The sequence below is a fragment of the Pseudonocardia sp. MH-G8 genome (assembly GCF_002262885.1).
Lineage (GTDB): Bacteria > Actinomycetota > Actinomycetes > Mycobacteriales > Pseudonocardiaceae > Pseudonocardia.
The window spans coordinates 219,873-240,129 of record NZ_NKYF01000011.1; the positions used below are offsets into that span (position 1 = coordinate 219,873).

The 20,257-nt window shown below is 71.0% G+C and carries 18 protein-coding genes; 11 read left to right on the forward strand and 7 right to left on the reverse strand.

Annotation, left to right across the window (positions count from 1 at the left end; translation table 11 throughout):
- Entirely contained in the window at window positions 1-3,165 is a 3,165-nt protein-coding gene (locus CFP66_RS24715) for a bifunctional cytochrome P450/NADPH--P450 reductase (protein WP_198961643.1), read from the reverse strand.
- Window positions 3,166-3,289: 124 nt separating this feature from the next.
- Entirely contained in the window at window positions 3,290-3,937 is a 648-nt protein-coding gene (locus CFP66_RS24720; RefSeq protein ID WP_158228202.1) for a maleylpyruvate isomerase N-terminal domain-containing protein, read from the reverse strand.
- Between the two features lie 86 nt (window positions 3,938-4,023).
- Between CFP66_RS24720 and CFP66_RS24725 the strand changes: the two genes are divergently transcribed.
- Together CFP66_RS24725 and CFP66_RS24730 are read left to right on the forward strand one after the other, a co-directional pair.
- Entirely contained in the window at window positions 4,024-5,064 is a 1,041-nt protein-coding gene (locus tag CFP66_RS24725) for an AraC family transcriptional regulator (RefSeq protein WP_094927532.1), read from the forward strand.
- On the forward strand, window positions 5,057-5,236 hold the full coding sequence (locus CFP66_RS24730) for a hypothetical protein (RefSeq protein ID WP_198961644.1): 180 nt from the start codon (window positions 5,057-5,059) through the stop codon (window positions 5,234-5,236). Before CFP66_RS24725 ends, CFP66_RS24730 begins: the two co-directional genes overlap by 8 nt.
- 124 nt (window positions 5,237-5,360) lie before the next feature.
- Here CFP66_RS24730 and CFP66_RS24735 read toward each other — a convergent pair whose 3' ends face one another.
- Window positions 5,361-6,623, reverse strand: a complete 1,263-nt coding sequence (locus tag CFP66_RS24735) for an HNH endonuclease signature motif containing protein (protein WP_094927533.1) — start codon at window positions 6,621-6,623, stop codon at window positions 5,361-5,363.
- A gap of 1,317 nt (window positions 6,624-7,940) precedes the next feature.
- On the opposite strand from CFP66_RS24735, the gene CFP66_RS24740 reads away from it, so the two are divergent.
- From CFP66_RS24740 to CFP66_RS24750, 3 genes are all read left to right on the forward strand, one after another.
- Window positions 7,941-9,605, forward strand: a complete 1,665-nt coding sequence (locus CFP66_RS24740) for a CocE/NonD family hydrolase (RefSeq protein WP_233159690.1) — start codon at window positions 7,941-7,943, stop codon at window positions 9,603-9,605.
- A 112-nt stretch (window positions 9,606-9,717) separates the two neighbouring features.
- Window positions 9,718-10,056 carry a hypothetical protein gene (locus CFP66_RS24745; RefSeq protein WP_094927534.1) on the forward strand — a complete coding sequence of 113 codons (339 nt, stop codon included), beginning with the start codon at window positions 9,718-9,720 and terminating at the stop codon, window positions 10,054-10,056.
- Window positions 10,057-10,174: 118 nt separating this feature from the next.
- The gene (locus CFP66_RS24750) at window positions 10,175-10,636 is read left to right on the forward strand and encodes a GNAT family N-acetyltransferase (protein WP_094927535.1); all 462 of its coding nucleotides are present in this window, start codon (window positions 10,175-10,177) and stop codon (window positions 10,634-10,636) included.
- Between the two features lie 16 nt (window positions 10,637-10,652).
- Here the strand turns inward: CFP66_RS24750 and CFP66_RS24755 are convergent, their stop codons facing one another.
- Both CFP66_RS24755 and CFP66_RS24760 read right to left on the reverse strand, forming a co-directional pair.
- A complete protein-coding gene (locus CFP66_RS24755; RefSeq protein WP_094927536.1) occupies window positions 10,653-11,087 on the reverse strand; it encodes a DUF6069 family protein in 435 nt (144 codons plus the stop codon).
- Between the two features lie 97 nt (window positions 11,088-11,184).
- The gene (locus CFP66_RS24760; protein WP_094927537.1) at window positions 11,185-12,210 is read right to left on the reverse strand and encodes an aldo/keto reductase; all 1,026 of its coding nucleotides are present in this window, start codon (window positions 12,208-12,210) and stop codon (window positions 11,185-11,187) included.
- 233 nt (window positions 12,211-12,443) lie between these two features.
- Between CFP66_RS24760 and CFP66_RS24765 the strand changes: the two genes are divergently transcribed.
- Complete coding sequence (locus CFP66_RS24765) at window positions 12,444-13,232, forward strand: SRPBCC domain-containing protein (protein WP_094927538.1); 789 nt, start codon at window positions 12,444-12,446, stop codon at window positions 13,230-13,232.
- Between the two features lie 91 nt (window positions 13,233-13,323).
- The gene (locus CFP66_RS24770) at window positions 13,324-13,764 is read left to right on the forward strand and encodes a hypothetical protein (protein WP_198961645.1); all 441 of its coding nucleotides are present in this window, start codon (window positions 13,324-13,326) and stop codon (window positions 13,762-13,764) included.
- Window positions 13,765-14,006: 242 nt separating this feature from the next.
- Here the strand turns inward: CFP66_RS24770 and CFP66_RS24775 are convergent, their stop codons facing one another.
- The gene (locus tag CFP66_RS24775) at window positions 14,007-14,711 is read right to left on the reverse strand and encodes a GntR family transcriptional regulator (protein ID WP_094927540.1); all 705 of its coding nucleotides are present in this window, start codon (window positions 14,709-14,711) and stop codon (window positions 14,007-14,009) included.
- A gap of 7 nt (window positions 14,712-14,718) precedes the next feature.
- Complete coding sequence (locus CFP66_RS24780) at window positions 14,719-15,975, reverse strand: 4-hydroxybenzoate 3-monooxygenase (RefSeq protein WP_094927541.1); 1,257 nt, start codon at window positions 15,973-15,975, stop codon at window positions 14,719-14,721.
- A gap of 218 nt (window positions 15,976-16,193) precedes the next feature.
- Between CFP66_RS24780 and CFP66_RS24785 the strand changes: the two genes are divergently transcribed.
- Genes CFP66_RS24785 through CFP66_RS24800 form a run of 4 tightly spaced genes read left to right on the forward strand, consistent with a single transcriptional unit; the run spans window position 16,194 to window position 20,243 of the window.
- Window positions 16,194-17,663, forward strand: coding sequence for an MFS transporter (locus CFP66_RS24785; RefSeq protein ID WP_094927542.1), 1,470 nt, complete (start codon window positions 16,194-16,196; stop codon window positions 17,661-17,663).
- A complete protein-coding gene (locus CFP66_RS24790) occupies window positions 17,660-18,352 on the forward strand; it encodes an isochorismatase family protein (protein WP_094927543.1) in 693 nt (230 codons plus the stop codon). Before CFP66_RS24785 ends, CFP66_RS24790 begins: the two co-directional genes overlap by 4 nt.
- A gap of 2 nt (window positions 18,353-18,354) precedes the next feature.
- On the forward strand, window positions 18,355-19,185 hold the full coding sequence (locus CFP66_RS24795; RefSeq protein ID WP_158228203.1) for an alpha/beta fold hydrolase: 831 nt from the start codon (window positions 18,355-18,357) through the stop codon (window positions 19,183-19,185).
- An 11-nt stretch (window positions 19,186-19,196) separates the two neighbouring features.
- On the forward strand, window positions 19,197-20,243 hold the full coding sequence (locus CFP66_RS24800; RefSeq protein ID WP_094927544.1) for a leucyl aminopeptidase: 1,047 nt from the start codon (window positions 19,197-19,199) through the stop codon (window positions 20,241-20,243).
- Window positions 20,244-20,257: the final 14 nt, after the last annotated feature.

The window sequence follows — 20,257 nt, forward strand, 5'->3', positions numbered from 1 at the left end:
TCAGGCGAACACGTCTGCGACGTAGCGGGCGTGGTCGTGCTGCATCGCGTCCAGCCAGGCCTGTGCCTCCTGCGCCGTGGCCCCGGTGGCCTCCCGGTAGATCCGGGTGCAGGTCTCGTAGACCGCGGGGGCCATCCGCCGGCCGTCGCCGCAGACGTAGAAGACGGCCCCGTCGCGGACGAGCTCGACCACGCGGTCGCGGTCGGCCCACAGCCGGTCCTGCACGTAGCGGATCCCGTCGACCGGCTCGGCCGAGAAGGCGGGATGCACCTCGACGATCCCGGCCTCGGCCCAGGCGGCCAGCTCGTCGCGGTAGAGGTAGTCGACCCCCGGGTGGTCGCAGCCGAAGAACAGCAGCGCGGGGGCGGGCGCGACGCCGTCGGCCTGCGCGCGCAGTGCCCGGTCCTGCAGGAATCCCCGGAACGGGGCGATCCCGGTGCCGGCGCAGACCATCACCATCGGCGTGGCCTGCGACTGAGGCGGGTGGAAGGCCACGTTGGAGGGACGCACGGTGACGGCCACCTTCGTGCCGGGGCGGGCCTGGGCGAGGTAGGTCGAGGCCGCGCCCTCGTGCATGCCCTGGCCGGACAGGGCGGGCCCGCTGACCACCGCGAAGCTGAGCGTGACGTGGTCGGGGCTCCACCGCGGCGAGGACGAGATCGAGTACTGGCGCGGCGTCAGCGGGCCGAGTAGCTGGAGGAAGCTGGCGAACGCGAGCTGGCAGGCCGGGTAGCGCTCGAGCAGGTCCAGGACGCTCACGCGCTTGTCGAGCACCTCGGCGGCGTAGGAGTCCGGGTCGCCGGCGAGGGCTTCGAGGGCCTTCTTGTCCGGCGGGCAGACCGTGGCGTCGGCGAGCTGCTCGATCTGCTTGCGCGTAGCGGGCTGGGCCAACTCGACGTAGCTGGCCAGCAGTTCCCCTGCCGTCACCGGGGTGTCGGTGGGCAGGAAGGTGCGCCCGCCGCCGGAGCGGATCACGACGTTGCTGTCGTAGACGAGGTCGAAGCGGTTCAGGGCGCGGTCGACGGTTGCGGCCGGGTTGAGCGGCAGGACCACCAGGTAGTCGCCCGCCTGGTAGCCGGCCCCGTCGGGCAGCGCGATCTCGATGTGGCGCTTGGAGCGCGCGCCCGGGGCCGAGGTGTCGACCAGCTCGCGGTTGGCCACGACGGTGCCGAGCTCGAGCCCGTTCTGGCGCAGGATCGGGTCGCGCACGGCGCCGACGAACTCGACCTCGAGCTGCGGCGTCGGCGCCGGTTCGCGGCCGGACTGGCCGAACTCGCCGTCGACGGGCTCCCAGAACCCGGCGTACCAGTCCTCGAAGTCGCCGAAGAAGTCACCGCGGGCGTTCGCCTCGCCGCGCGCGACGAGCCGCCGCGCCCCGGCCCGCGACAGGTGCTCGTCGATCGCCTTCGGCACCGCCTGGTAGGTGCGGGCCCAGTCCTTGTTGCCGTTGCCGAACACCGCGTACCGGACGCCGTCGAGCGCGCCCCCGGCCAGGTTCTGCACCCACGGGACGAACGCGCGGGCGTTGTTGGGCGGCTGCCCCTCGTAGGAGGAGGTCACGATGACGACGGCACCCTCGGTGGGCAGGTGCCCGGCGGCGCCGTCGAGGCTGTCGAGGGTGGCGGTGTAGCCGCGCAGCCGCGCATCGTTGGCGATCCGCTGGGCGAACGCCTCGGACGTGCCCGCGTTCGACCCGTACAGCACCCGGATCGGGATCCCGTTCGCCGCCGCGGCCGTGGTCTCCCGATCGGCGACGCGCTTCTCGGACGGGGCGGCGGGGACGATCGTCGTCTCGCGGCGGCGGACGTGCACGTACAGCCCGTCGGGCTTCATGGTCAGCGTCTGCTTGACGCTCAGTCGGTAGTCCGGATCGGCGGCGGTGAGCTCGAAGCGCTGCAGCAGCATGGCCAGGAACAGCGTCGCCTCCTGCAGCGCGAACCCGCGGCCGATGCAGGAACGCTGTCCGTTGCCGAACGGCTTCCACGCGTTCGAGGGCAGCGCGGCGGCGCGGTCGAACGCGAAGCGGTCCGGGTCGAACTCCTGCGCCTGCCCGCCCCACACCGCGGGGTCGCGGTGCAGCTGCGGGATGAGCACGAGCAGCGTCTGCCCCGCGCGCACGGGGTAGCGCCCGCCGATGACGGTGTCCTCGTAGGGCTGCACGGCGAACGCGGGCGCCGTCGGCCACAACCGCAGGCTCTCCTTGAAGACCTGGTCGAGGTAGCCCAACCGCGCTAGGTCCTCGTAGCGGGGCGCCCGGTCGCCGAGCACCTCGTCGACGTGCGCGCGGGCGCGGTCGAGGATCTCGGGGTTGCGCAGCAGCTCGTAGAGGGTGAAGGTCAGCAGGCCGCTGGTGGTCTCGTGGCCCGCGATGAGGAACGTGACGAGCTGGTAGCGCACGTTCTCGTCCGAGAGCCGCTCGCCGGTCCGCGGGTCGGCGGCCTCGAGCATCGTGTCGAGGATGTCGTGCTGCCCGTCGGGGAGCGGCCGGCGCCTGCGGTCGGCGATGATCTGGTCGGCCACCTCGTACATCAGCCGCTTGTCCTCGTCGTACTGGTGGCGGGTGCGCAGCATCAAGCGGTTCTGCAGCGGCAGCCGCCGCCCACGCTCCCCCGACTCCACCAGCGACCGCACCATGGCGCCGACGAACGGGTGCATCTGCTCGCTGTAGAGGCTGTTGAAGCGGTAGCTGAACGAGCAGAGCGCGATGGTGTCCAGCGTCAGCCGGGTGGTGTTGTCGCTGACGTCGACACGCTGCCCGGGGCCCTGCCGCTCCCACTTCACCAGCAGCTGCTCGGCGATGTCGGTCATCCCGTCGAACATCTCCCGCAGCGCGGCCGGCCCGAACGCCGGCATGAGGATGCGGTGCGCCGCGCCCCAGTTCGGCTCGTCGGTCTCGGCGGTGAACAGGCCGTCGCCGGCGAAGTCGCGCACGTTGCGCAGCGGGTTGTGCAGCTTCTTGTCGAACCGCGACTCGTCACACAGCTCGTCGACCAGCTCCTGGGAGCTGACCACGACGAGGTCCCCGCCCGGCACCTCGAGGCGGTAGATCGGGCCGTGCTCGTCGGCCAGCTCCATCAGGCCGAAGATGCCCTTCTCACCGTCGAGGTCGGGCAGGTTGCCGACGAGGGGTCGCGGGCGGGGCTGCGGGATCAGCTCGGTGGACACGACCCCGAGTATCCGGTCACCACCCACCTCGAACTTGCCCCTGCGCGACAATGATTTACCTTCGGGTGACATGAGTTCCGTCGTCCGGGCCGATCGAGGGGCAGCCTGTCGCGCGCCCCGTGATTCAGAAGGCGCTGATGTTGCGAGCCCGCTCGCGGCGGGTCAACGTGCTGATGACGGCGGACTGGCCGTGACGGCGGACGGCGAGGCGGGCGAGCAGGTCGCGGACCGGCGCGAACGCCGGCTCGGGGAACTCCGGCGTGGGGAGTTGCAGGCTCTCGGCGAGGTCGGTGGTGTGGACGACGACCTCGAGCAGGCGCGTGTGGAGGAAGTCGTCCCGGCGCAGGGCCCAGCCCTGCCACGGGATGTCGATCGTCTCCTGCGCCATACCGGACCGCAGCTGCCCAGTGGTGCTCGACGTGTCCCTCTCGAGCCGTTCGAGCATCTGGGTGTGCCCGAGTTCGGCCTCGGAGTCGTCGGTGGTGTGATCGTTGGCCGGATCGTGGGGCGAGGTCGAGGTGACCCAGCCGGCGCGGGCGTAGTGCTCGTCGACCGAGGCGAGGAGGGGAAGCGTCGACGGAGCGCCCAGCAGTTGCGCGGCGCGAGTCATCTGGCGCGAGAGGTGGCATGCGAGTGCCCCGACCGACATCTCGGGCAGGGCGCTGTCGTTCCGCCAGAGATCGGCCACCGCCGCGTGGCGAAGAAGACCGGCCGCGACGCCCGCTCCGTCGAGGAACGCGCCGTCGAGGCCCTGCCGTATCGATCGGTCCATGGCTTGCATGACGTCCGTCGTCCTGCGGGAGTTCCGCGGGTACCCGCTCTCCCCACTGCGGCGTCGACGATTTACCTTCCGACGACATGAGCTCCGTCGTCAGGGCCGCTGCGTTGCGCGGCCTCCCGCAGCTCGTCCACGGCCTGGGTGGCGACGCGGACGGGCTCTTCGCGCGCGCGAGGGTGCCGGTCGACTCGCTGGACAACGACGACGCGCTGGTCCCCTCGCGCACCGCGGGCCGGCTGCTGGAAACGGCCGCGAGCGAGCTGCACCGCCCGGACCTCGGCCTGCGCCTGGCCGCGCAGCAGGACATCGGTGTGCTCGGCCCGCTGTCGATCGCGGTGGAGAACTCCGCGACACTCGGGGACGCCCTCGACTGCGCCACCCGCTTCCTGTTCGCCCACAGCCCCGGCTCCCGCGTCGCGCAGGTGCCAGACCCGCAGTCCGCACCGGGCGTCGTGGGCCTGCTCTACGAGAACGCCGACCCCATGCCCGCGCAGGCCGTCGACCACGCGCTCGGCCTGTTCCACCGGGTCATCGTGCTGCTGCACGGCGGCTCCTACGGGCTGCGCTCCGCCCACCTCCCGCACCCGCCACTGGCGCCCGTCAGCAGCTACACCGACCACTTCGGCGCCGACGTGCGCTTCGCGCAGCCCGGCGCGCTCCTGCGCGTCCCGACACGGCTGCTCACCACCGCATTGCCCGGCGCCGACCCGGTACTCCGGGAGATCACCCTCGACTACATCGCCGCGCACTTCACCGAACCCGCGCGGAGCACGAGCGACCAGGTCCGGCTGCTGCTGGCCCGCTCCCTGGGCTCCGCGCCCATCCATCTCGCCGCGATCGCCCGCCTGCTCACCGTCCACCCGCGCACGCTGCAACGTCGCCTCGCCGCGGAATCCACCAGCTTCGACGCGCTCCTCGACGACGTCCGCCGCACCACCGCTCACCGGCTCATCACCGAGACCGACCTCCCCTTCTCGCAGGTCACCGCCATGGTCGGGCTGACGGGACAGTCAGCGCTGACGCGTGCGGTCCGCCGCTGGAGCGGTCGGGCCCCCAGAGACCTGCGACAGCAGCGCCCGGTCGCCGCGGCGCCAGGAGTTTCCGGCGGGGCCGATGCGTGAGCGACCGGACTGGCCCGCACTGCGTGAACGCCTGCGCGGCGAGCACCGGGAGATCTACGCCGCGCTCGCCGCCGGCCGTATCGATGCGCACATCCGCGCGTTCCACGGTGTCGTCCCGGCACGAAGTGCGGTGGCTGACCGGAGCGCCCGAGAGGCCGACCCGCAGTCGTGACCTGCTCGGGTGGCCGGGCAGTGCCGCCAGGTCGGCGTCGATGGGCTGTGGTACCCGGATCGGGTAGGACCGGCCGCACGACGGCAGCGCGCTGGACGGGAACGGGTTCCCGTCGGCCCGGCCATCAGGGGTTCCGGCGGGGTTTCTGTTCCGGGTCGATCCATTTCGGTGGGATGAACTCGGGTAACCCGTCACGGATCCGCACCACCCACCCGGAATCGTGGATCAGGCGGTGGTGCACCTTGCACAAACTCACCAGGTTGTTCAGTTCGGTGGGGCCGCCGTACTCCCACTCCCAGATATGGTGGATTTCGCACCACGATGGCGTCCGGTCGCAGCCCGGGTGCGCGCATCCACGGTCGCGGGCGGTGACCGCCCTGCGCAACCCGTCGGGGATCACCCGGGTGGAGCGCCCCACGTCGAGGGGTTGCCCGGCGCCGTTCATGACGATCGGTACGACCGCTGCGTCGCAGGCCAGCATCCGTAGCGAGGTGGGGCTCATGCGGCCGCCGAAGTCGAGCATCGCGGAGCGGGCGCGGGTTTCGAGGTCTTCGAGCCGGATCAGCACGTTGAGGTGTGGGCGTCGCCCGCCGGTGTCGGGGAGGGTGGCGTGGGCGAGGACGAACCCGCAGGCGTCGGCGAGGGCTTCGGCCTGACGCTGCCCCGTCGATCGTTGATCATCGCGGCCGAGAGGCTTCGCTTTGGCGTCGATCACGGAGGCGATCGCGTCGAACATCGCCGCGTCGTCGAACTGCCCGCTGATCGTGCCGCCCGACCCGTCGCGACGCTTACGGACCTGCAGCCGGTTGACCGGCTCCGGCGGGTTGTCATCAGGTTCGGGGCCGTCGCCGTCGAGCGCTTCGAGGAGCTGTGTGCCGATCTTGCGTAGCTGTCCGGGCGAGTACTCGGCGGCCATACCGGCCAGCTGTTCTTCCAACCCGGCGCGTTGCCAGTCGGTGATCCGCCCGGCCTCGGGGGTGTTGAGCAGGGCGGCGATCACTTCGACGTGGCGCAGCCCTGCCTGCCCGGCGGCGAACGCCTTCCCGGTGGCGGGCAGGCGGGCGGGGAGCACGGTGCCGTCGATCCCGATCTGCTCGCACGCCTGCTCCGCGGCCACCACCCGGCGGCGCGCTTCGTAGGAGTCGCAGCCCAGCAGGTCGGTCAACGCGCCTTCGGGTTTGCGATAGCCGCGTTCGGCGAACGTGCCGCGCCGTTGCAGCGCGGCAGTGGTGGAGACGATGAGGTGGTCGTGCTGTCGGGACATGCCTTCACCGATGGTGAGCACCGACAGCAGTTCCGCGTCTGAGGTCAGGGGGTTTTCCGCGGCCTGCCGGAATGCGTCGAACGCCTCTTGGAGGTGTTCGTACGCGGCGGCGACTGCGGACATACCTCCAGTTTAGTCGAACAGGTGTTCGATGGCATGGGTCTGTTCGGGTGATCCCACCGTGTGCAATAGTGAACGATGCCTGCCGAGATGATCGGCTTGACAGAACAACGTGTGAGGGCCGCCCCTTGCCGCGAACGTCGTCTGTCGGTGTGTCAGCGGCGATCCTGCTCTGCCTCGTAGTCCGGGTTGCAGTGGGCGCGCCGTCCCCGACTCGAGACTTCCTGCTCCACCCTATTTCCAGGTCTCACACGCAGTCGGTTCGGCGCCGAGGTCGACCTCCGCGCCGAAGGTGGCCGGGTGGGGCACAAGCAACGAATACCGTGGTCGACCGGGCAGCCGTCCCCGACGCGGGCCCAGGCCTGTTCCGGACGAGCCCGTGGCGGCCGGGTCCGTGCCCACCTGGCTGTGGTGCCGTTCTCGAACCCCTTCAAAACGGCCTTGACCAGCGGGACAGGACCTGAGCCGCACCACTTCGCTGCAGGTCCCTGCTCCCTGGGAACGGGAGGTGGACACACCTTCGCTCTGGCCAATGATCATCGATAAGGGTGTGGAACGGGACCACCGCAAGGTGGGCGCCCACCTGGCAGCGACGGGCTCGTCCCGAACGGGCCTGGGCCCGCGCCGGGAACGGCCGCCCACCCAGCCCGGATATTCGGCAGTTCCACCAACCCGACCACCCCGCCAACGGAAAGGGGCAGCGGAACGCGGCCGACCACGCCGAAGACCAGGGGCGGGGCGTGGGGCAGCGGCCGCGAGCCGGGGACGGCGCGCCCACAGGTGTTTTCATGACCAGATAGACGTGAGAGGTGTTGAATCTTCCCCGAATCCCTCCCAGGTCTATCTGATCATGAAAACGGCGTTCCGCGGATGTGAGAGGAGGACTTGATCGCCGAAAATGGTGCCAGAACAGCAGACCTGCAGCCCTCGCACCACTCCTGGCGATCATGACGGCGAGAGTGGCGTGAAGGCAGTCGCGAGCGGGTCCGACGTATGACTCACACCGCACTGCCGCGTGATCAAGGCCGGCGCAGGCAGGTGGCGGACGCATCGACCGCCTCACCGAGATGAACCTCGAACACCCGACGTCGGCGCCGACCGAGTCTTTCACTCCTGCCGCATTCCCGTCGTGCGTGACCAACTCTCCTCCGTGCGCCCCAGCCTCGCGTCGGTCTGGTGACGGACGACGATGCGCTGCACCGCGTTCCTGAGCGGAACGCGACCGGGGCCGCCTGCCGGGTCACCCCGGGACAAACCCCACCGAGCGGGAAGCGCCGCGTGGTGATTGCGTAGCCGGGTGACTTCGAGGAAGGACGCGCCGTGAACGTGCTGGCCAGAGCGGGCGGGCTGCTCGCGGATGCCCTGCTGGGCCTCCCGCTGCGCGCGACCGCGTACGCCGTGGACCGTGACGTCGCCGTTCCCGTCCCCGGCGGGGTGTCGCTGCTCGGCGACCTCTACCGCCCGCGACGCGCCGCCGGTCCACAACCCGTGGTGCTGATCCGCCTGCCCTACGGCCGCACCGGGATGGTCGCGCACGCCTTCGCGGCGCCCTACGCGCGGCGCGGCTTCCAGGTCTTCGTCCAGTCCACGCGCGGGACGTTCGGGTCCGGCGGCCACTTCCGGCCCTTCACCGCCGAGCACGAGGACGGGCTTGCCACCGTGGCCTGGCTGCGGGAGCAGCCGTGGTGCGACGGCCGCGTCGCGATGACCGGGGGCAGCTACTTCGGGCACACGCAGTGGGCGGTCGCACCCTACGTGGACCCGCCGCTGGTGTCGGTCTCGCCGCACATCACGGCGGCGCGGATCACCGCCGCGTTCTACGACCACGGCGCGCCCCTGCTGCAGAACGCGCTGACCTGGTCCAGCCAGATCGGCCGGCAGGAGGCGGGCGGTCTGCCCGCACCGATCCCCCGCCCGCGGCTCGCGGTGAAGCTCCGCCACGCGCTCCGCCGGCTGCCACTCCAAGCCGCGGACACGGCCGTCGTGGGTGCTCCGGTCGCGTTCTGGCGCGACTTCACCACCCACGCCGAGCCGGGCGACGACTTCTGGTCGGTCGCGGACCACGACGGCGCCGACCTGGCGCGCATGCCGCCGGTGAACATGGTGACCGGCTGGTGGGATCTGTTCGCCGCCGAGCAGCTCGCCGACTACCGCGCCCTGCGGGCTGCAGGCGTGCCGGCGCGGATCACGGTCGGTCCGTGGCTGCACGGCGAGACGGGCGAGCTCAAGGCGCTCGTGCGCACCGACGTCACGTGGCTCGACCACCACCTCCGCGGCGGCCCGGCACCCAAGGGCGCGCCCGTGCGGCTGTACCTGCAGGAGGCCGGCACCTGGCTGGAGTTCGACTCCTGGCCGCCCTCGCGCAGCCGTGACGTGCTCCACCACCTGCGGCCGGGCGGCGGGCTCACGGAGGAGGCCGAGGCCGGCGATCCCGAACCCAGCCGGTTCACCTACGACCCGACCGACCCGACCCCGACCGTCGGCGGGCCGATGCTGCAGGCGCCGGGCAAGCAGGCCGACAACCGCTCCGTCGAGGAACGCGCCGACGTGCTCGTCTTCACCGGCCCCGTGCTGGCGTCCGGCCTCGACGTGGTCGGGCCCGTGCGCGCCCGCGTGTACGTCCGCCCCGAACTCGAGCACGCCGACGTGTTCGTGCGGCTGTGCGACGTCGACCGGGACGGGGCGTCGCGCAACGTCGTGGACGGCATCCGCAGGCTCGACCCGCGCACCGTGCCCGGGCCGGACGTCACGGTCGGCGAGGACGGGGTCCTCGCCGTCGACGTCGAGCTGTTCCCCACCGCGTACCGCATCGCGGCCGGGCACCGGCTGCGCGTCCAGGTCAGCGGGGGCGCCTTCCCGCGCTTCGCGCGCAACCTCGGCACCGGCGAGCCGCTCGGCACCGCCGTCGCCGGACGCCCCTGCCCGTTCCGGGTGTTCCACGACACCGGGCACCCGTCGCACGTGGTCCTGCCCGTCCTGTCCTGAGCCGCGCGTGGCGGGCGACCGGGTACCGCTGGACCCGGAACCTCGCCCGTCAACCGGCCTCTCGCCGAGTCGTGCTTGTTTGACCGGGTCGCCATCGCGGAAACTCGGGGGCGTGAGTGAGAACACGGGAGTGGACCTGCGGCTCGACGAGGCCGGGCTGGCTGCTGACCTGCCCCGCCCCGGCCACCTGCAGGACCAGATCCAGGACGTGCCGTTCCGGCCGGTCCAGTTCCGCGACGACGACCTGGCGACGGCGCTGGAACGGTCGGCGGACTGGCTGCGGCGCGTCGAGTCCTGGCTCGGTGAACCGGTCGACGTCATCGCCATCCACCTGGACTACGACGACGCCAGCGGTTCCCCCTACTACGAGGTGAAGCTTCTCTGCAACGACGAGGACCTGGCGGGTGCGCCGGTCGCGATGCGGGCCGCCCGGGAGGACGCCTCCGGCTGATCTGCCCGACCTCCACCACGAGCGCCCCGCGATCCGTAGGGTCGGGCGGGTGCGGATCAGCCACGGCACGGGACTCCCTGCGGCCGGGATCCACGAGGAAGACGGTGCTGTGCCGCCCATGGACGAGCTCCGCATACGCGCCGCTGAACCCGATGAGGCCGGAGCTCTCACGGAGCTGACGCGACGGTCGAAGGCGTACTGGGGCTATCCGCAGGCGATGATGGACGGCTGGGCGGACATGCTGTCGGTCAGCGCCGCCGCCATCCGTGACGGGCGGTTCGTGGTCGCGGAGCGGGGCGGCGTGGTGGCGGGCTATTACCAGCTCACCGGCAGGCCGCCGAACGGCGATCTGGCAGACCTGTTCCTCGAACCCGAGGCGATCGGCACCGGCCTGGGGCGGGTGCTCTGGGAACACGCCGTCGCCTCGGCCCGCCGGGCCGGATTCCAGACCTTGACCCTGGAATCCGACCCGCACGCCGAGGCGTTCTACCTGCACATGGGGGCCGAGTACGTCGGCGATCGAGAGGTCGCGCCCGGCCGGGCACTGCCGGTCCTGCGGGTCACCTTCCCCACCGCGTGAGGACCCTTCGCACCTGTCAGGCGTTGCGGGCCCGCAGCAGCGCGGGGACGAGTACGGCGACGGCGAGGTGGACGAAGAACAGCGCCACCTGGGTGCCGGGCGTGGCGTCGATGAGGAAGATCGGGACCATCGACGCGATGACCACGATCGACGCCGTCGTGACCCAGATCCTGGCCGCGTGCCGGGTGAGTCGTTCCAACAGGGCGAGGGTTCCCCAGCCGAGCAGGGCGGCCACCAGCGTGACCACGGCGGTGACCACGGGATCGATGATCACCGAGCCGGAGGGATCGCTCAGGACGTAGTCGGCGCCGGCGAGCCGGCCGACCGCCCACACCACGAGGGTGACGACGACGGTCGCGCCGACTCCCGCGAGACGCAGGAGCGGCCGGCGCGCCTTGGACGGGCGGGGCGACACGGTGGAGGCGGGCTGGGTGGTCTCGGTGGTAGGCATGGACATACTCTGAGACTTGAAGTCAGGTTCATGTCAAAGCCGCCTGCGGGTGACGCGCGGCACGTCCTCCACGTGCCGCGCCCACACCGGCTTCAGCTCAGAGTTCGCGGCCCTTGGCACGCTGCTGGCGCCCCTGCTGCCCGTACGGGTACTCGCCGACGATCGGGTCGCTGGCCTCGTCCAGCAGCTGCGTCTCCTCCTCGGACAGGTGCAGTTGCGCCGCGCCCAGGTTGTCGTCGAGCTGCTCGACCGTGCGGGCACCGAGGATCACCGACGTGACGCCCGGCCGGTCCGCGGTCCAGGCCAGGGCCACCTGCGCCATCGACACCCCGCGCGACTCCGCGATCTTGGCGACGGCATCGACGACCTGCCAGGTGCGCTCCTGCGCGTTGCGCGGCGCGTAGGCCTCCATGCCCCGCTCGGGATCGTCCCCGAGCCGGCTGGAGCCCGCCGGCACCTCGTCGCGGCGGTACTTGCCGGTGAGCCAGCCGCCGGCCAGCGGTGACCACGGCAGGATGCCGATGTTCTCGTGCTCGCAGACGTCGGTCAGCTCGAACTCGATCTCGCGGACCAGCAGGTTGTACTGCGGCTGCAGGGTCACGATCGGTGCGAGGCCGAGGAACCCGGTGAGCATCGCGGCCTTCTGCAGCTGCCAGCCCAGGAAGTTGCTCACCCCGACGTAGCGGATCTTGCCGGCCCGCACGGCGTCGTCGAAGAAGCGGAGCGTCTCCTCCAGCGGCGTCAACGCGTCCCAGGCGTGAGCCTGGTAGAGATCGACGGAGTCGACCTGCAGCCGCCGGAGGCTCGCGTCCAGCGCACGGGTGAGCCCCACTCGGCTCAGGCCGACGTCGTTGACCCCGTCGCCCATGGCGAAGCGCCCCTTCGTAGCGACGACGACCTGGTCGCGGACCTCCGGACGCTTCGCGAGCCAGCGTCCGATGATCTCCTCGGAGACGCCCCGGGAGTAGACGTTGGCAGTGTCGACGAAGTTGCCGCCCAGCTCCAGGAACCGGTCCAGCTGCGCGTGCGACACCTCTTCACTGCTCTCGTTGCCGAACGTCATGGTGCCCAGGCACAGCGACGACACAACGGTTCCGGTCCCACCGAGCGTGCGATATTCCATGCGCCCATCCTGCCGCCCGCCGTCTGCGTGGCCGTCGACGGCACACACCCCGGTGCGGTCCGCACACATTGCGGACGGTGTGTGCGGACCCCACCGGATGTGTGCGATGGGCCCTGGTCCTGCCACGTCACCGTCCGGGTCGGGCGCGCCTCGCCCCCGTGGGGCGTCACGTCGATTGACATTAGGCAGGTAAATACCTGCATAATGGTCGGGTGGGCGACGAGGCAACCGAGATGGACCCGGTCTTCAGAGCGCTGGCCGACCGCACCCGGCGTCTCCTGCTCGATCGTCTGCGGGAGCACAACGGCCAGACGCTGCGCGAGCTGTGCGAGCGAGTGGACATGGCGCGCCAGTCGGCGACGCAGCATCTCGACGTCCTTGTCCGGGCCAACCTCGTGACCGTCGTTCGGCGCGGACGGGAGCGGCTGCACTACCTCAACCCGGTGCCGATCCACGAGATGGAGGAGCGCTGGATCTCCGGGTTCGAGAAGCCCCGCCTACAAGCGATCAACGCCATCAAGATCCAGGCAGAGGAGCACGCCATGTCCGACGAACCCACTCCCGCGCCGGCCTACGTCTACGTCACCTACATCCGCGCCAGTGCGGAGCAGGTGTGGCAGGCCCTGACGGACGCAGACCTCACGACGCGCTACTGGGGGCATGCCAACGTCTCGGACTGGCAGCCGGGCTCGGCGTGGGAGCACCGGCGCGCCGACGGATCGGGCCACGTCGATGTCGTCGGCAGAGTGATCGAGACCGACCCCCCGACCCGCCTGGTGATCACCTTCGACGACGCTCCCGACGCCGAATCGCCGCGGGAACCCTCGGTTGTCACCTTTCTCGTCGAGCCGCACCACGACATCGTCCGCCTCACCGTGACCCACGAGAACCTCCCCAACCAGGCGATGCTCGACGGAATCTCCGCCGGCTGGCCGGCTGTGTTGGCGAACCTCAAGTCGCTGCTCGAGACCGGTGACGTCCTTCCCCAGGCGCCATGGGAGATGTCGCCCGCGCACTCTTGATCCACTCGGTGCACGACCGAAGAAAGAAGGAACCATGGACACCTCCCCCCTTCGGGACGCCTGTCGTGTGCTGCTGGAGGCTGCCGCCACCGTGGCCGAGGCCGCCGACACGAGCCCTGCCCCGCCGCCCGGCGAGTGGAACGCAGACCAGATCCTGGCGCACGTCTCCATCGTCAACGCCGCAACCATCGCCGTCGCCGCCGGTGTCGCTTCGGGGGCGAACACCACGTACGACAACCGCACATCGCAGGACACCTGGACGATCGAACGCGTCATCGCGCGCGCCGGCGGCAACGCAGGGCTCCGGGAGCGCATCCGCCTCCAAGGAGACGCCCTCTGCGCGTTCGGCGGCCCGGCGCTGAGCGAGGCCGAGCTCGACACACTGGTGCCCGCCCTGCTCCTGTCCGACGGACAGGCCCTTGTCGATCAGCCCATCCAGCTGAGGGACATCATCACCGGTCTCGCCGAGTCGGAGCTGCCCGGCCACACGAAGCAGCTCCTGGCCCTGATTCCGGACAGCGTCGGTGTCTGAGCCGCAGCCCGACACTCCGGCCGGCGGCGGCGGGTGGTCCACAGATCCGGAGTGACGAGGTCCGGCCGCCGTCGCTGCCACATAGCGCTGGTCCGGGGCGGGCTCGGGTGCGGGTCCCGGTGGCGTCACCCGTCGAAATGGCAGTCAGCGCGAATCGGGCAAGATCGAACAACGCTGGGGCGCCACCTCGGCCGCGTTCAGCCCCGATCAGGCGACGATGAGGAGGCGTCCGATCCACTCGTTCAGGACGGGTCGAACCCCAGCCCGCGCAGCGCCGCGTGCCGGCCGTGGCGGACGTGCATCTGGGTCACGGCCACAGCCCCGATCACGTCGCCGGCCTCGAGGTAGCGCACCAGCTCGAGGTGCTCGTGGTGGGCCTGTTCGAGCCGGTCCCCCCGGGCGGAGGCGTTGATGAAGCGCTCGCAGGCGTGCCACAACGATCGCGCGGTGCGCTCGAGCATGCCGGTCTCGAGAGCGTCGAACACCGCGAAGTGGAAGGAGCGGTGTTCCTCGAGCAGCGCCAGCGGGCTCAGCTGCCCGGCTTCCCGCAACGCGGCGAGCCGCTGGAGGTGGACCCGCATGCGGGAGGCGGTCTCCGCGGGGGCCGTCGCGGCGGCCCGCTCCACCGCCATCACCTCCAGCACCTCCAGGAGGCGGTAGCCGTCCTCGACGTCACGACGCGCGATGCCTGCCACCACGGCGCCGCGATGGGGGTACATCTCGACGAGTCCCTCGGCCAGCAGCTCCCGGAAGGCCTCCCGCACCGGGATGCGGCTCACCGCGAGCTCCTTCGCGATGAAGTCCACCCCGATCTTGCTCCCGGCCGCGATCTCGCCGATCACGATCCGCTTCCGGATCTCGTCCACCGCGTAGTCGGTCAGCGTCTCGTGGGCCGGGGTGGACCGCGCGTCGCGAGGGGGCCCCGCTGACTCGGTCGATGCGGTCACCGCCTGATCATCCCACGGGTTCGGGGGCCGGGACGGGTGCAGCCCGGTCCCCGCCGGTCAGCGGGTGCGCGGGCTCGGGCCAGCGCAGCGACGGGCCGATGTAGCTCTCGGCGAAGTTGCGCGCGTAGGCCCTGGAGTGCTGCAGCTGCCACAGCCGCGAGCGCTGGACCTTCTGGCGGAACGCGGCGTCGGGGGTGTCCCCCGGGTAGGTGTGCATCATGTGGATCAGCGCGTGGCTGAACTCCTGGGCCTTCCAGATGTCGGGCACGCGGTTGAGGGTGAAACCGTCGAGCACTCCCTCGTCCGGATCGGTGGCGTGGTGCGCGAGGACCACGTCGAGCTCGGCGGCGTCGGCGATGGCGAGGTTCATCCCCTTGCCCCCCGAGGGCGTGATGATGTGCGCCGCGTCGCCGAGCAGGAACAGCCGCCCGAACCGCATCGGCTCGGTCACCCTGCTGCGCATCTCGAGCATGTTCTTGCTGATCACCGGGCCCTCGTTCAGGGTCCAGCCGGGCCGGCCCAGCCGGGTCCTGAGCTCGTGCCAGATCCGCTCGTCGGGCCAGTCCTCGACCGTGTCGCCGAACGGCACCTGCAGGTGGAAGCGGGTCACCTCGTCGGTGCGCAGCAGGTGCCCCGCGAACCCGCCGTCCTGCTGCGCGTAGATGGTCCAGTCGGCCGACGGCGCAGCCTGGGCGAGCAGGGTCAGCCACCGGAACTCGTGTTGCATCTCGTGGTCGCTGTAGGAGCCGTCGGGAAGCGCGGCGCGGCTCGCCCCGTACTGGCCGTCGGCGCCCGCGAGGAACTCCGCCGTGATCACGCTCCCGTCGGAGCACACGATGCGCGGGGTGCCGTCGAGGTGCCCCTCCACCGACATCACCGTCGTCTCGAACCGCACCCGGCCGCCGCCGGCCTCGAAGCCGGCGAGCAGGTCGGCCACGACCTCCTGCTGCGGGTAGATCACGTGCGGGGTGTCGTCGTACATGGCGGAGTAGTCGGCGAAGAAGCTCGTCTCGCCGTAGCGGAACTCGCAGCCGTTGTGCACTGCTCCCTCGGCGTGCATGCGCTCACCGAGGCCGATCCGGTCGAGCAGCTCCACGGTGCGGTGCTCCAGCATCCCGGCGCGGGCGCGGGCGAGCACCCGCTCGCGGCTGAGCCGCTCGACGACCTGACACGGGGTGCCCCTGCGCTGGAGCAGATTCGCCAGCATCAGGCCGGCTGGACCGGCACCGATGACGGCGACGCTGGTGGTCGTCTCGCGTGGCATGTGCAGCCTCCTCGTATGACTCATGGCTGACGAAGTTTCATACTTAATATGCACCTCGTCAAGCGGGCTGCTCGCTTCACCAGCGCATCTACTGCAGATCGCTTGGCCGTGTTGACAGGATCGTATGAAGTTGCGACTCTTCCGGCCGACCCCGTGATGGGAACCACAGCGCGTGGGCCCGGGGTTCCCATCCCCGACAACTCGACGACGAGGCTTCGATGACGCAGAGCGAACGAGAGTTAGGGCCACCACGAACGACCAAGGGGACACCCTCGTACCGGACGCTGTGGTTCGTCCTGTTCGGAGGATGGCTGTTCGCCTACGCCGACCGGGCGATCACCGGCCCGGTCGTGACGTGGATGATCGAGAACGACATCGACTTCATGCACGCCGCGCAGAACCCCCACGCGCTGGGCGGGCTCATCGGAAGCCTGTTCTTCGCCGGGTACATGTTGACCCAGTTGCCCAGTGGCTACCTCGGCGACCGGTTCGGCCACGCCACCATCCTGTCGGTCTGCTTCGTCTGGGCGGGTGTGGCCACCGTCGTCAGCGGTCTGACCAGCGGACTGATCACGTTCGTGGCCCTGCGCGTGATCACCGGGCTCGGCGAGGGGGCGTTCTACTCCAACGACCGCGCCCTGATCGTCAGCCACACCCCGGAGCGCTCGCGCAGCCTGGGGCTGGGCGTGGCGATCACCGGGCTGGCGTTCGGTCTGACGGTGGCGAACATCTTCGCGCCACCGCTGCTCGACCTGGGCGTCGACGTGCTCGGGAAGGTGCACGCCTGGCGGATGCCGTTCCTGGTGTTCGGCGGCGGGACGCTGGCGTTCGCCGCGCTGATGTGGTGGTTCATGCGCCGGCTGGCCGGTCCGCTGCGCCCCGGGCCCCCGCTCCGGAAGCTGATGGCCATCTCGGCCGTGTTCTGCGTGCTGATCATGACGTTGTTCTGGCTCTCCGACGGGCTCGGGCTCCCGGAGTGGGCCTCGGCCACGCTGCAGATCGTGCTCGCCGGGGTGATCGTCGTCGTGATGCAGCGGCGTGGCTCGAACCGCATGTCGATCTCGCTCAAGGACCGCGACACCACGCTGATCTACGTCGCGGCGATCGCGATCCTGTGGAGCATCTGGCTGTTCGGGTACTGGTCGGTGGCGATCGTGTCCTCGGCCGCGGACTCGTCGCTGACCACCGCCGGTCTGATCGCCGCGTTCAACGCAGGCGCCGGGATCATCGGCTTCCCGGTGGGCGGGTGGCTCTCGGACAAGGCGGCCCGCCACCGGATGGGCCGGCGCAACTACCTGATCGTCGCCACCGTCGTCCAGGGCGTGCTGGTGTTGCTGTTCGGCGTCTACCTGCAGTTCACGGCGATGCCGTCGCTGTGGGTCATGGGGATCCTGATGTTCGCGACCGGGTTGTTCCTGAACGCGGTGCAGCCGATGTCGCAGGCCCTCACCGCCGACCTCGTCCCGGCCGACGGGCGCGGGGCCGCGTTCGGCATGTGGAACCTGATCGCGGAGATCGGCGCGCTCGCCAGCCCGGTGTTCAGCGGGGTGGTCCGGGACGCGACCGGCAGCTGGTCCGCGGCGATCTACCTGGACGCCGGGCTGGTCCTCGCGAGCGCGCTGCTCTACCTCGGGGTCCGGCGCTCCGGCCCGCTGCCCGGCGGCGGCGCATCGGTGGCGGTCCGATGACCGCCGCCCCCGGTGCGGACACCGCGCGGACCTACGACCGCGCCGGCTTCGGACGGCCGGTGCGCCGCGGCCGGCACCCGGCGCTGCTGGTCGTCGACTTCACCTACGGCTTCACCGACCCCGACGAACCGACCGGGTGTGACATGTCCGGCCCGTTGCGGGCGACCCGTCGGCTGCTCGACGCGGCCCGCGCGGCGCAGCTGCCGATCGCCTTCACCACGATCGCCTACGAGCCGGGGCAGATCCGCACCCCGGCCTGGCTGGACAAGGCCACGGGGATGGCGGCCCTGACCCTCGGCAGCCGCCTGGTCGAGGTGGACGAGCGCCTCGCTCGACTCCCGGGCGAGCCCGTCTTCGTCAAGCACGGGCCCTCGGCGTTCTTCGGGACCGGACTGGCCGGCCACCTCGTCTCCGCCGGCGTCGACACCGTGGTGGTGACCGGGGCGACGACCAGCGGGTGCGTGCGGGCCAGCGTGGTCGACGCCGTCCAGTCCGGCTTCCCGGTTCTGGTACCCGGCGCCGCGGTCGCCGACCGGGCCCGAGGCCCGCACGACGCCAACCTGTTCGACATCCAGGAGAAGTACGGCGACGTCGTCGAGCTCGACGACGCGCTGGCCTACCTCGCGGCGACCGGCGGCGGGGCAGGCCACGAGCGACGCGCCGCAACACGACCGGAAGGGGGCGGCTGAGGATGCCGACCGTCGAGATCCGAGGGGAACGCCACGAGGTCCGCGCGAACGGGCTCCGGCACAGCATCCTGACCTACGGCGAGCCCGGGGCGCGTGATCTGTTGCTGCTGCCGGGGATCACCAGCCCGGCCGTCACCGCCGACTTCCTCGCGGTCCGGTTCGCGGAGCTGGGACACCGGGTGACCGTGCCCGACATCCGCGGACGCGGCGAGAGCGACCGCGCACCCGCGGGCGCGTACCGGATGCAGGACTACGCCGCCGACGTCGCCGGCCTGGTCGAGGCCCGCGACCTGCGCGACCCCGTGATCGTCGGGCACTCCATGGGCGCGCGGATCGCCGCCGCCTACGCGGTGCGCCACACCCCCGATCGGCACGGCCTCCTCGTCCTGGTGGACCCGCCGGTGTCCGGTCCCGGCCGCGCCCCCTACCCCACGCCGCGCGAGGCGTTCCTGCAGCAACTGCACGAGGCGCAGCGGGGCACCACCGCCGAGGAGGTGCGCCGCTTCTACCCGCTGTGGCCGGAGCGGGAGCTGCAGCTGCGGGCCCAGGTCCTGGCCTCCTGCGACGAGACCGCAGTGTGCGAGACCCACACCGGCTTCGAGACCGAGGACTTCCTCGACCACTGGAGGGCGCTGACCCCACCCGCGGTGCTGGTCCGCGGCGCCGACAGCCCGGTCGTCCCCGCCGCGGCCGCCGACGAGCTGCGACGCACCCGCCCCGACATCGAGATCCACGACGTCCCGGGCGCCGGCCACATGGTGCCGTGGGACAACCTGGCCGGCTTCCTCGACACCGTCCGCCCACTCCTGCTCTCCCCCACCCCGGCTACCTGATCGGAGACCTGATGGACCAGAACCTGTTCAACGAGATCTGCCTGCAGCAGCTGACACTGTCCGGTGTGCACGAAGGCGAGACCGTGGCCGTGCTCACCAGCGGCGACGAACGCGCCGAGTACGCCGACGCCTTCCTCTGGGCCGTGCAGAAGCTGGGCGCCCAGGGCTTCCACCTGCGCCTACCCGCACCCGCCTCCGCGTCCGGCGCCTGGGCCGTCGGCGACTCCGGGTTGAAGGAGAACCGGCTGGCGGTCGAGGCGCTCAAGTCCGTGGACATGGTCGTGGACTGCACGTTCCTGCTGTTCAGCCCCGAGCAGTTCGAGATCCAGGCCGCCGGCACCCGCATCCTCACCGCCGTCGAACCCGCCCCACTACTGGCCCGCCTCATGCCCACCCCCGAGCTGCGCGAACGCGTCGAAACCGGCGCCGAACTCCTGGCCAAAGCCCAGACCATGCGCATCACCAGCCCACACGGCACCGACGTCACCTACCGCCTCGGCGTCTACCCCACCGTCTCCGAATACGGCTACACCGACCAACCCGGACGCTGGGACCACTGGCCCGCAGCCTTCGTGTTCACCGGCGGCGCCGACGACGGCGTCGACGGCAAAATCGTCCTCGCCCCCGGCGACGTACTCCTGCCCTTCAACACCTACGTGCAAACCCCCGTCGAGATCACCATCGAAGCCGGGTTCATCCGCGACATCCGCGGCGGCACCGGCTCCTCCGGGCTCGACGCCGACCTGCTCTCCTCCTACATCCACTCCTTCGACGACCCCCGCGGCTACGGCATGAGCCACGTCGGCTGGGGCCTCGACGAACGCGCCCACTGGCACGGACTCACCCAGTTCGGCGGCGGCATGGGCATGGAACTACGCAGCTTCTACGGCAACGTCATGTTCTCCATCGGCCCCAACAACGAACTCGGCGGACCCAACGACACCCCCTGCCACTTCGACATCCCGATGCGCGGCAACTCCCTCCACCTCGACGACGAACTCATCGTCGACAACGGCGAACTCACCGTCCCCGAGATGCGCCCGGCCGGGAAGCGCTGAGATGACCACCCACC

What these genes read in the sequence shown, in the direction of transcription:
- CFP66_RS24750 (WP_094927535.1), top strand. Translation starts at nt 10,175, where the DNA reads ATGGACGAGCTCCGCATACGCGCCGCTGAACCCGATGAGGCCGGAGCT.
- CFP66_RS24785 (WP_094927542.1), top strand. Translation starts at nt 16,194, where the DNA reads ATGACGCAGAGCGAACGAGAGTTAGGGCCACCACGAACGACCAAGGGG.
- CFP66_RS24760 (WP_094927537.1), bottom strand. Translation starts at nt 12,210, where the DNA reads ATGGAATATCGCACGCTCGGTGGGACCGGAACCGTTGTGTCGTCGCTG.
- CFP66_RS24730 (WP_198961644.1), top strand. Translation starts at nt 5,057, where the DNA reads ATGCGTGAGCGACCGGACTGGCCCGCACTGCGTGAACGCCTGCGCGGC.
- CFP66_RS24765 (WP_094927538.1), top strand. Translation starts at nt 12,444, where the DNA reads ATGGACCCGGTCTTCAGAGCGCTGGCCGACCGCACCCGGCGTCTCCTG.
- CFP66_RS24780 (WP_094927541.1), bottom strand. Translation starts at nt 15,975, where the DNA reads ATGCCACGCGAGACGACCACCAGCGTCGCCGTCATCGGTGCCGGTCCA.
- CFP66_RS24795 (WP_158228203.1), top strand. Translation starts at nt 18,355, where the DNA reads ATGCCGACCGTCGAGATCCGAGGGGAACGCCACGAGGTCCGCGCGAAC.
- CFP66_RS24790 (WP_094927543.1), top strand. Translation starts at nt 17,660, where the DNA reads ATGACCGCCGCCCCCGGTGCGGACACCGCGCGGACCTACGACCGCGCC.
- CFP66_RS24720 (WP_158228202.1), bottom strand. Translation starts at nt 3,937, where the DNA reads ATGGACCGATCGATACGGCAGGGCCTCGACGGCGCGTTCCTCGACGGA.
- CFP66_RS24735 (WP_094927533.1), bottom strand. Translation starts at nt 6,623, where the DNA reads ATGTCCGCAGTCGCCGCCGCGTACGAACACCTCCAAGAGGCGTTCGAC.
- CFP66_RS24755 (WP_094927536.1), bottom strand. Translation starts at nt 11,087, where the DNA reads ATGCCTACCACCGAGACCACCCAGCCCGCCTCCACCGTGTCGCCCCGC.
- CFP66_RS24725 (WP_094927532.1), top strand. Translation starts at nt 4,024, where the DNA reads ATGAGCTCCGTCGTCAGGGCCGCTGCGTTGCGCGGCCTCCCGCAGCTC.
- CFP66_RS24800 (WP_094927544.1), top strand. Translation starts at nt 19,197, where the DNA reads ATGGACCAGAACCTGTTCAACGAGATCTGCCTGCAGCAGCTGACACTG.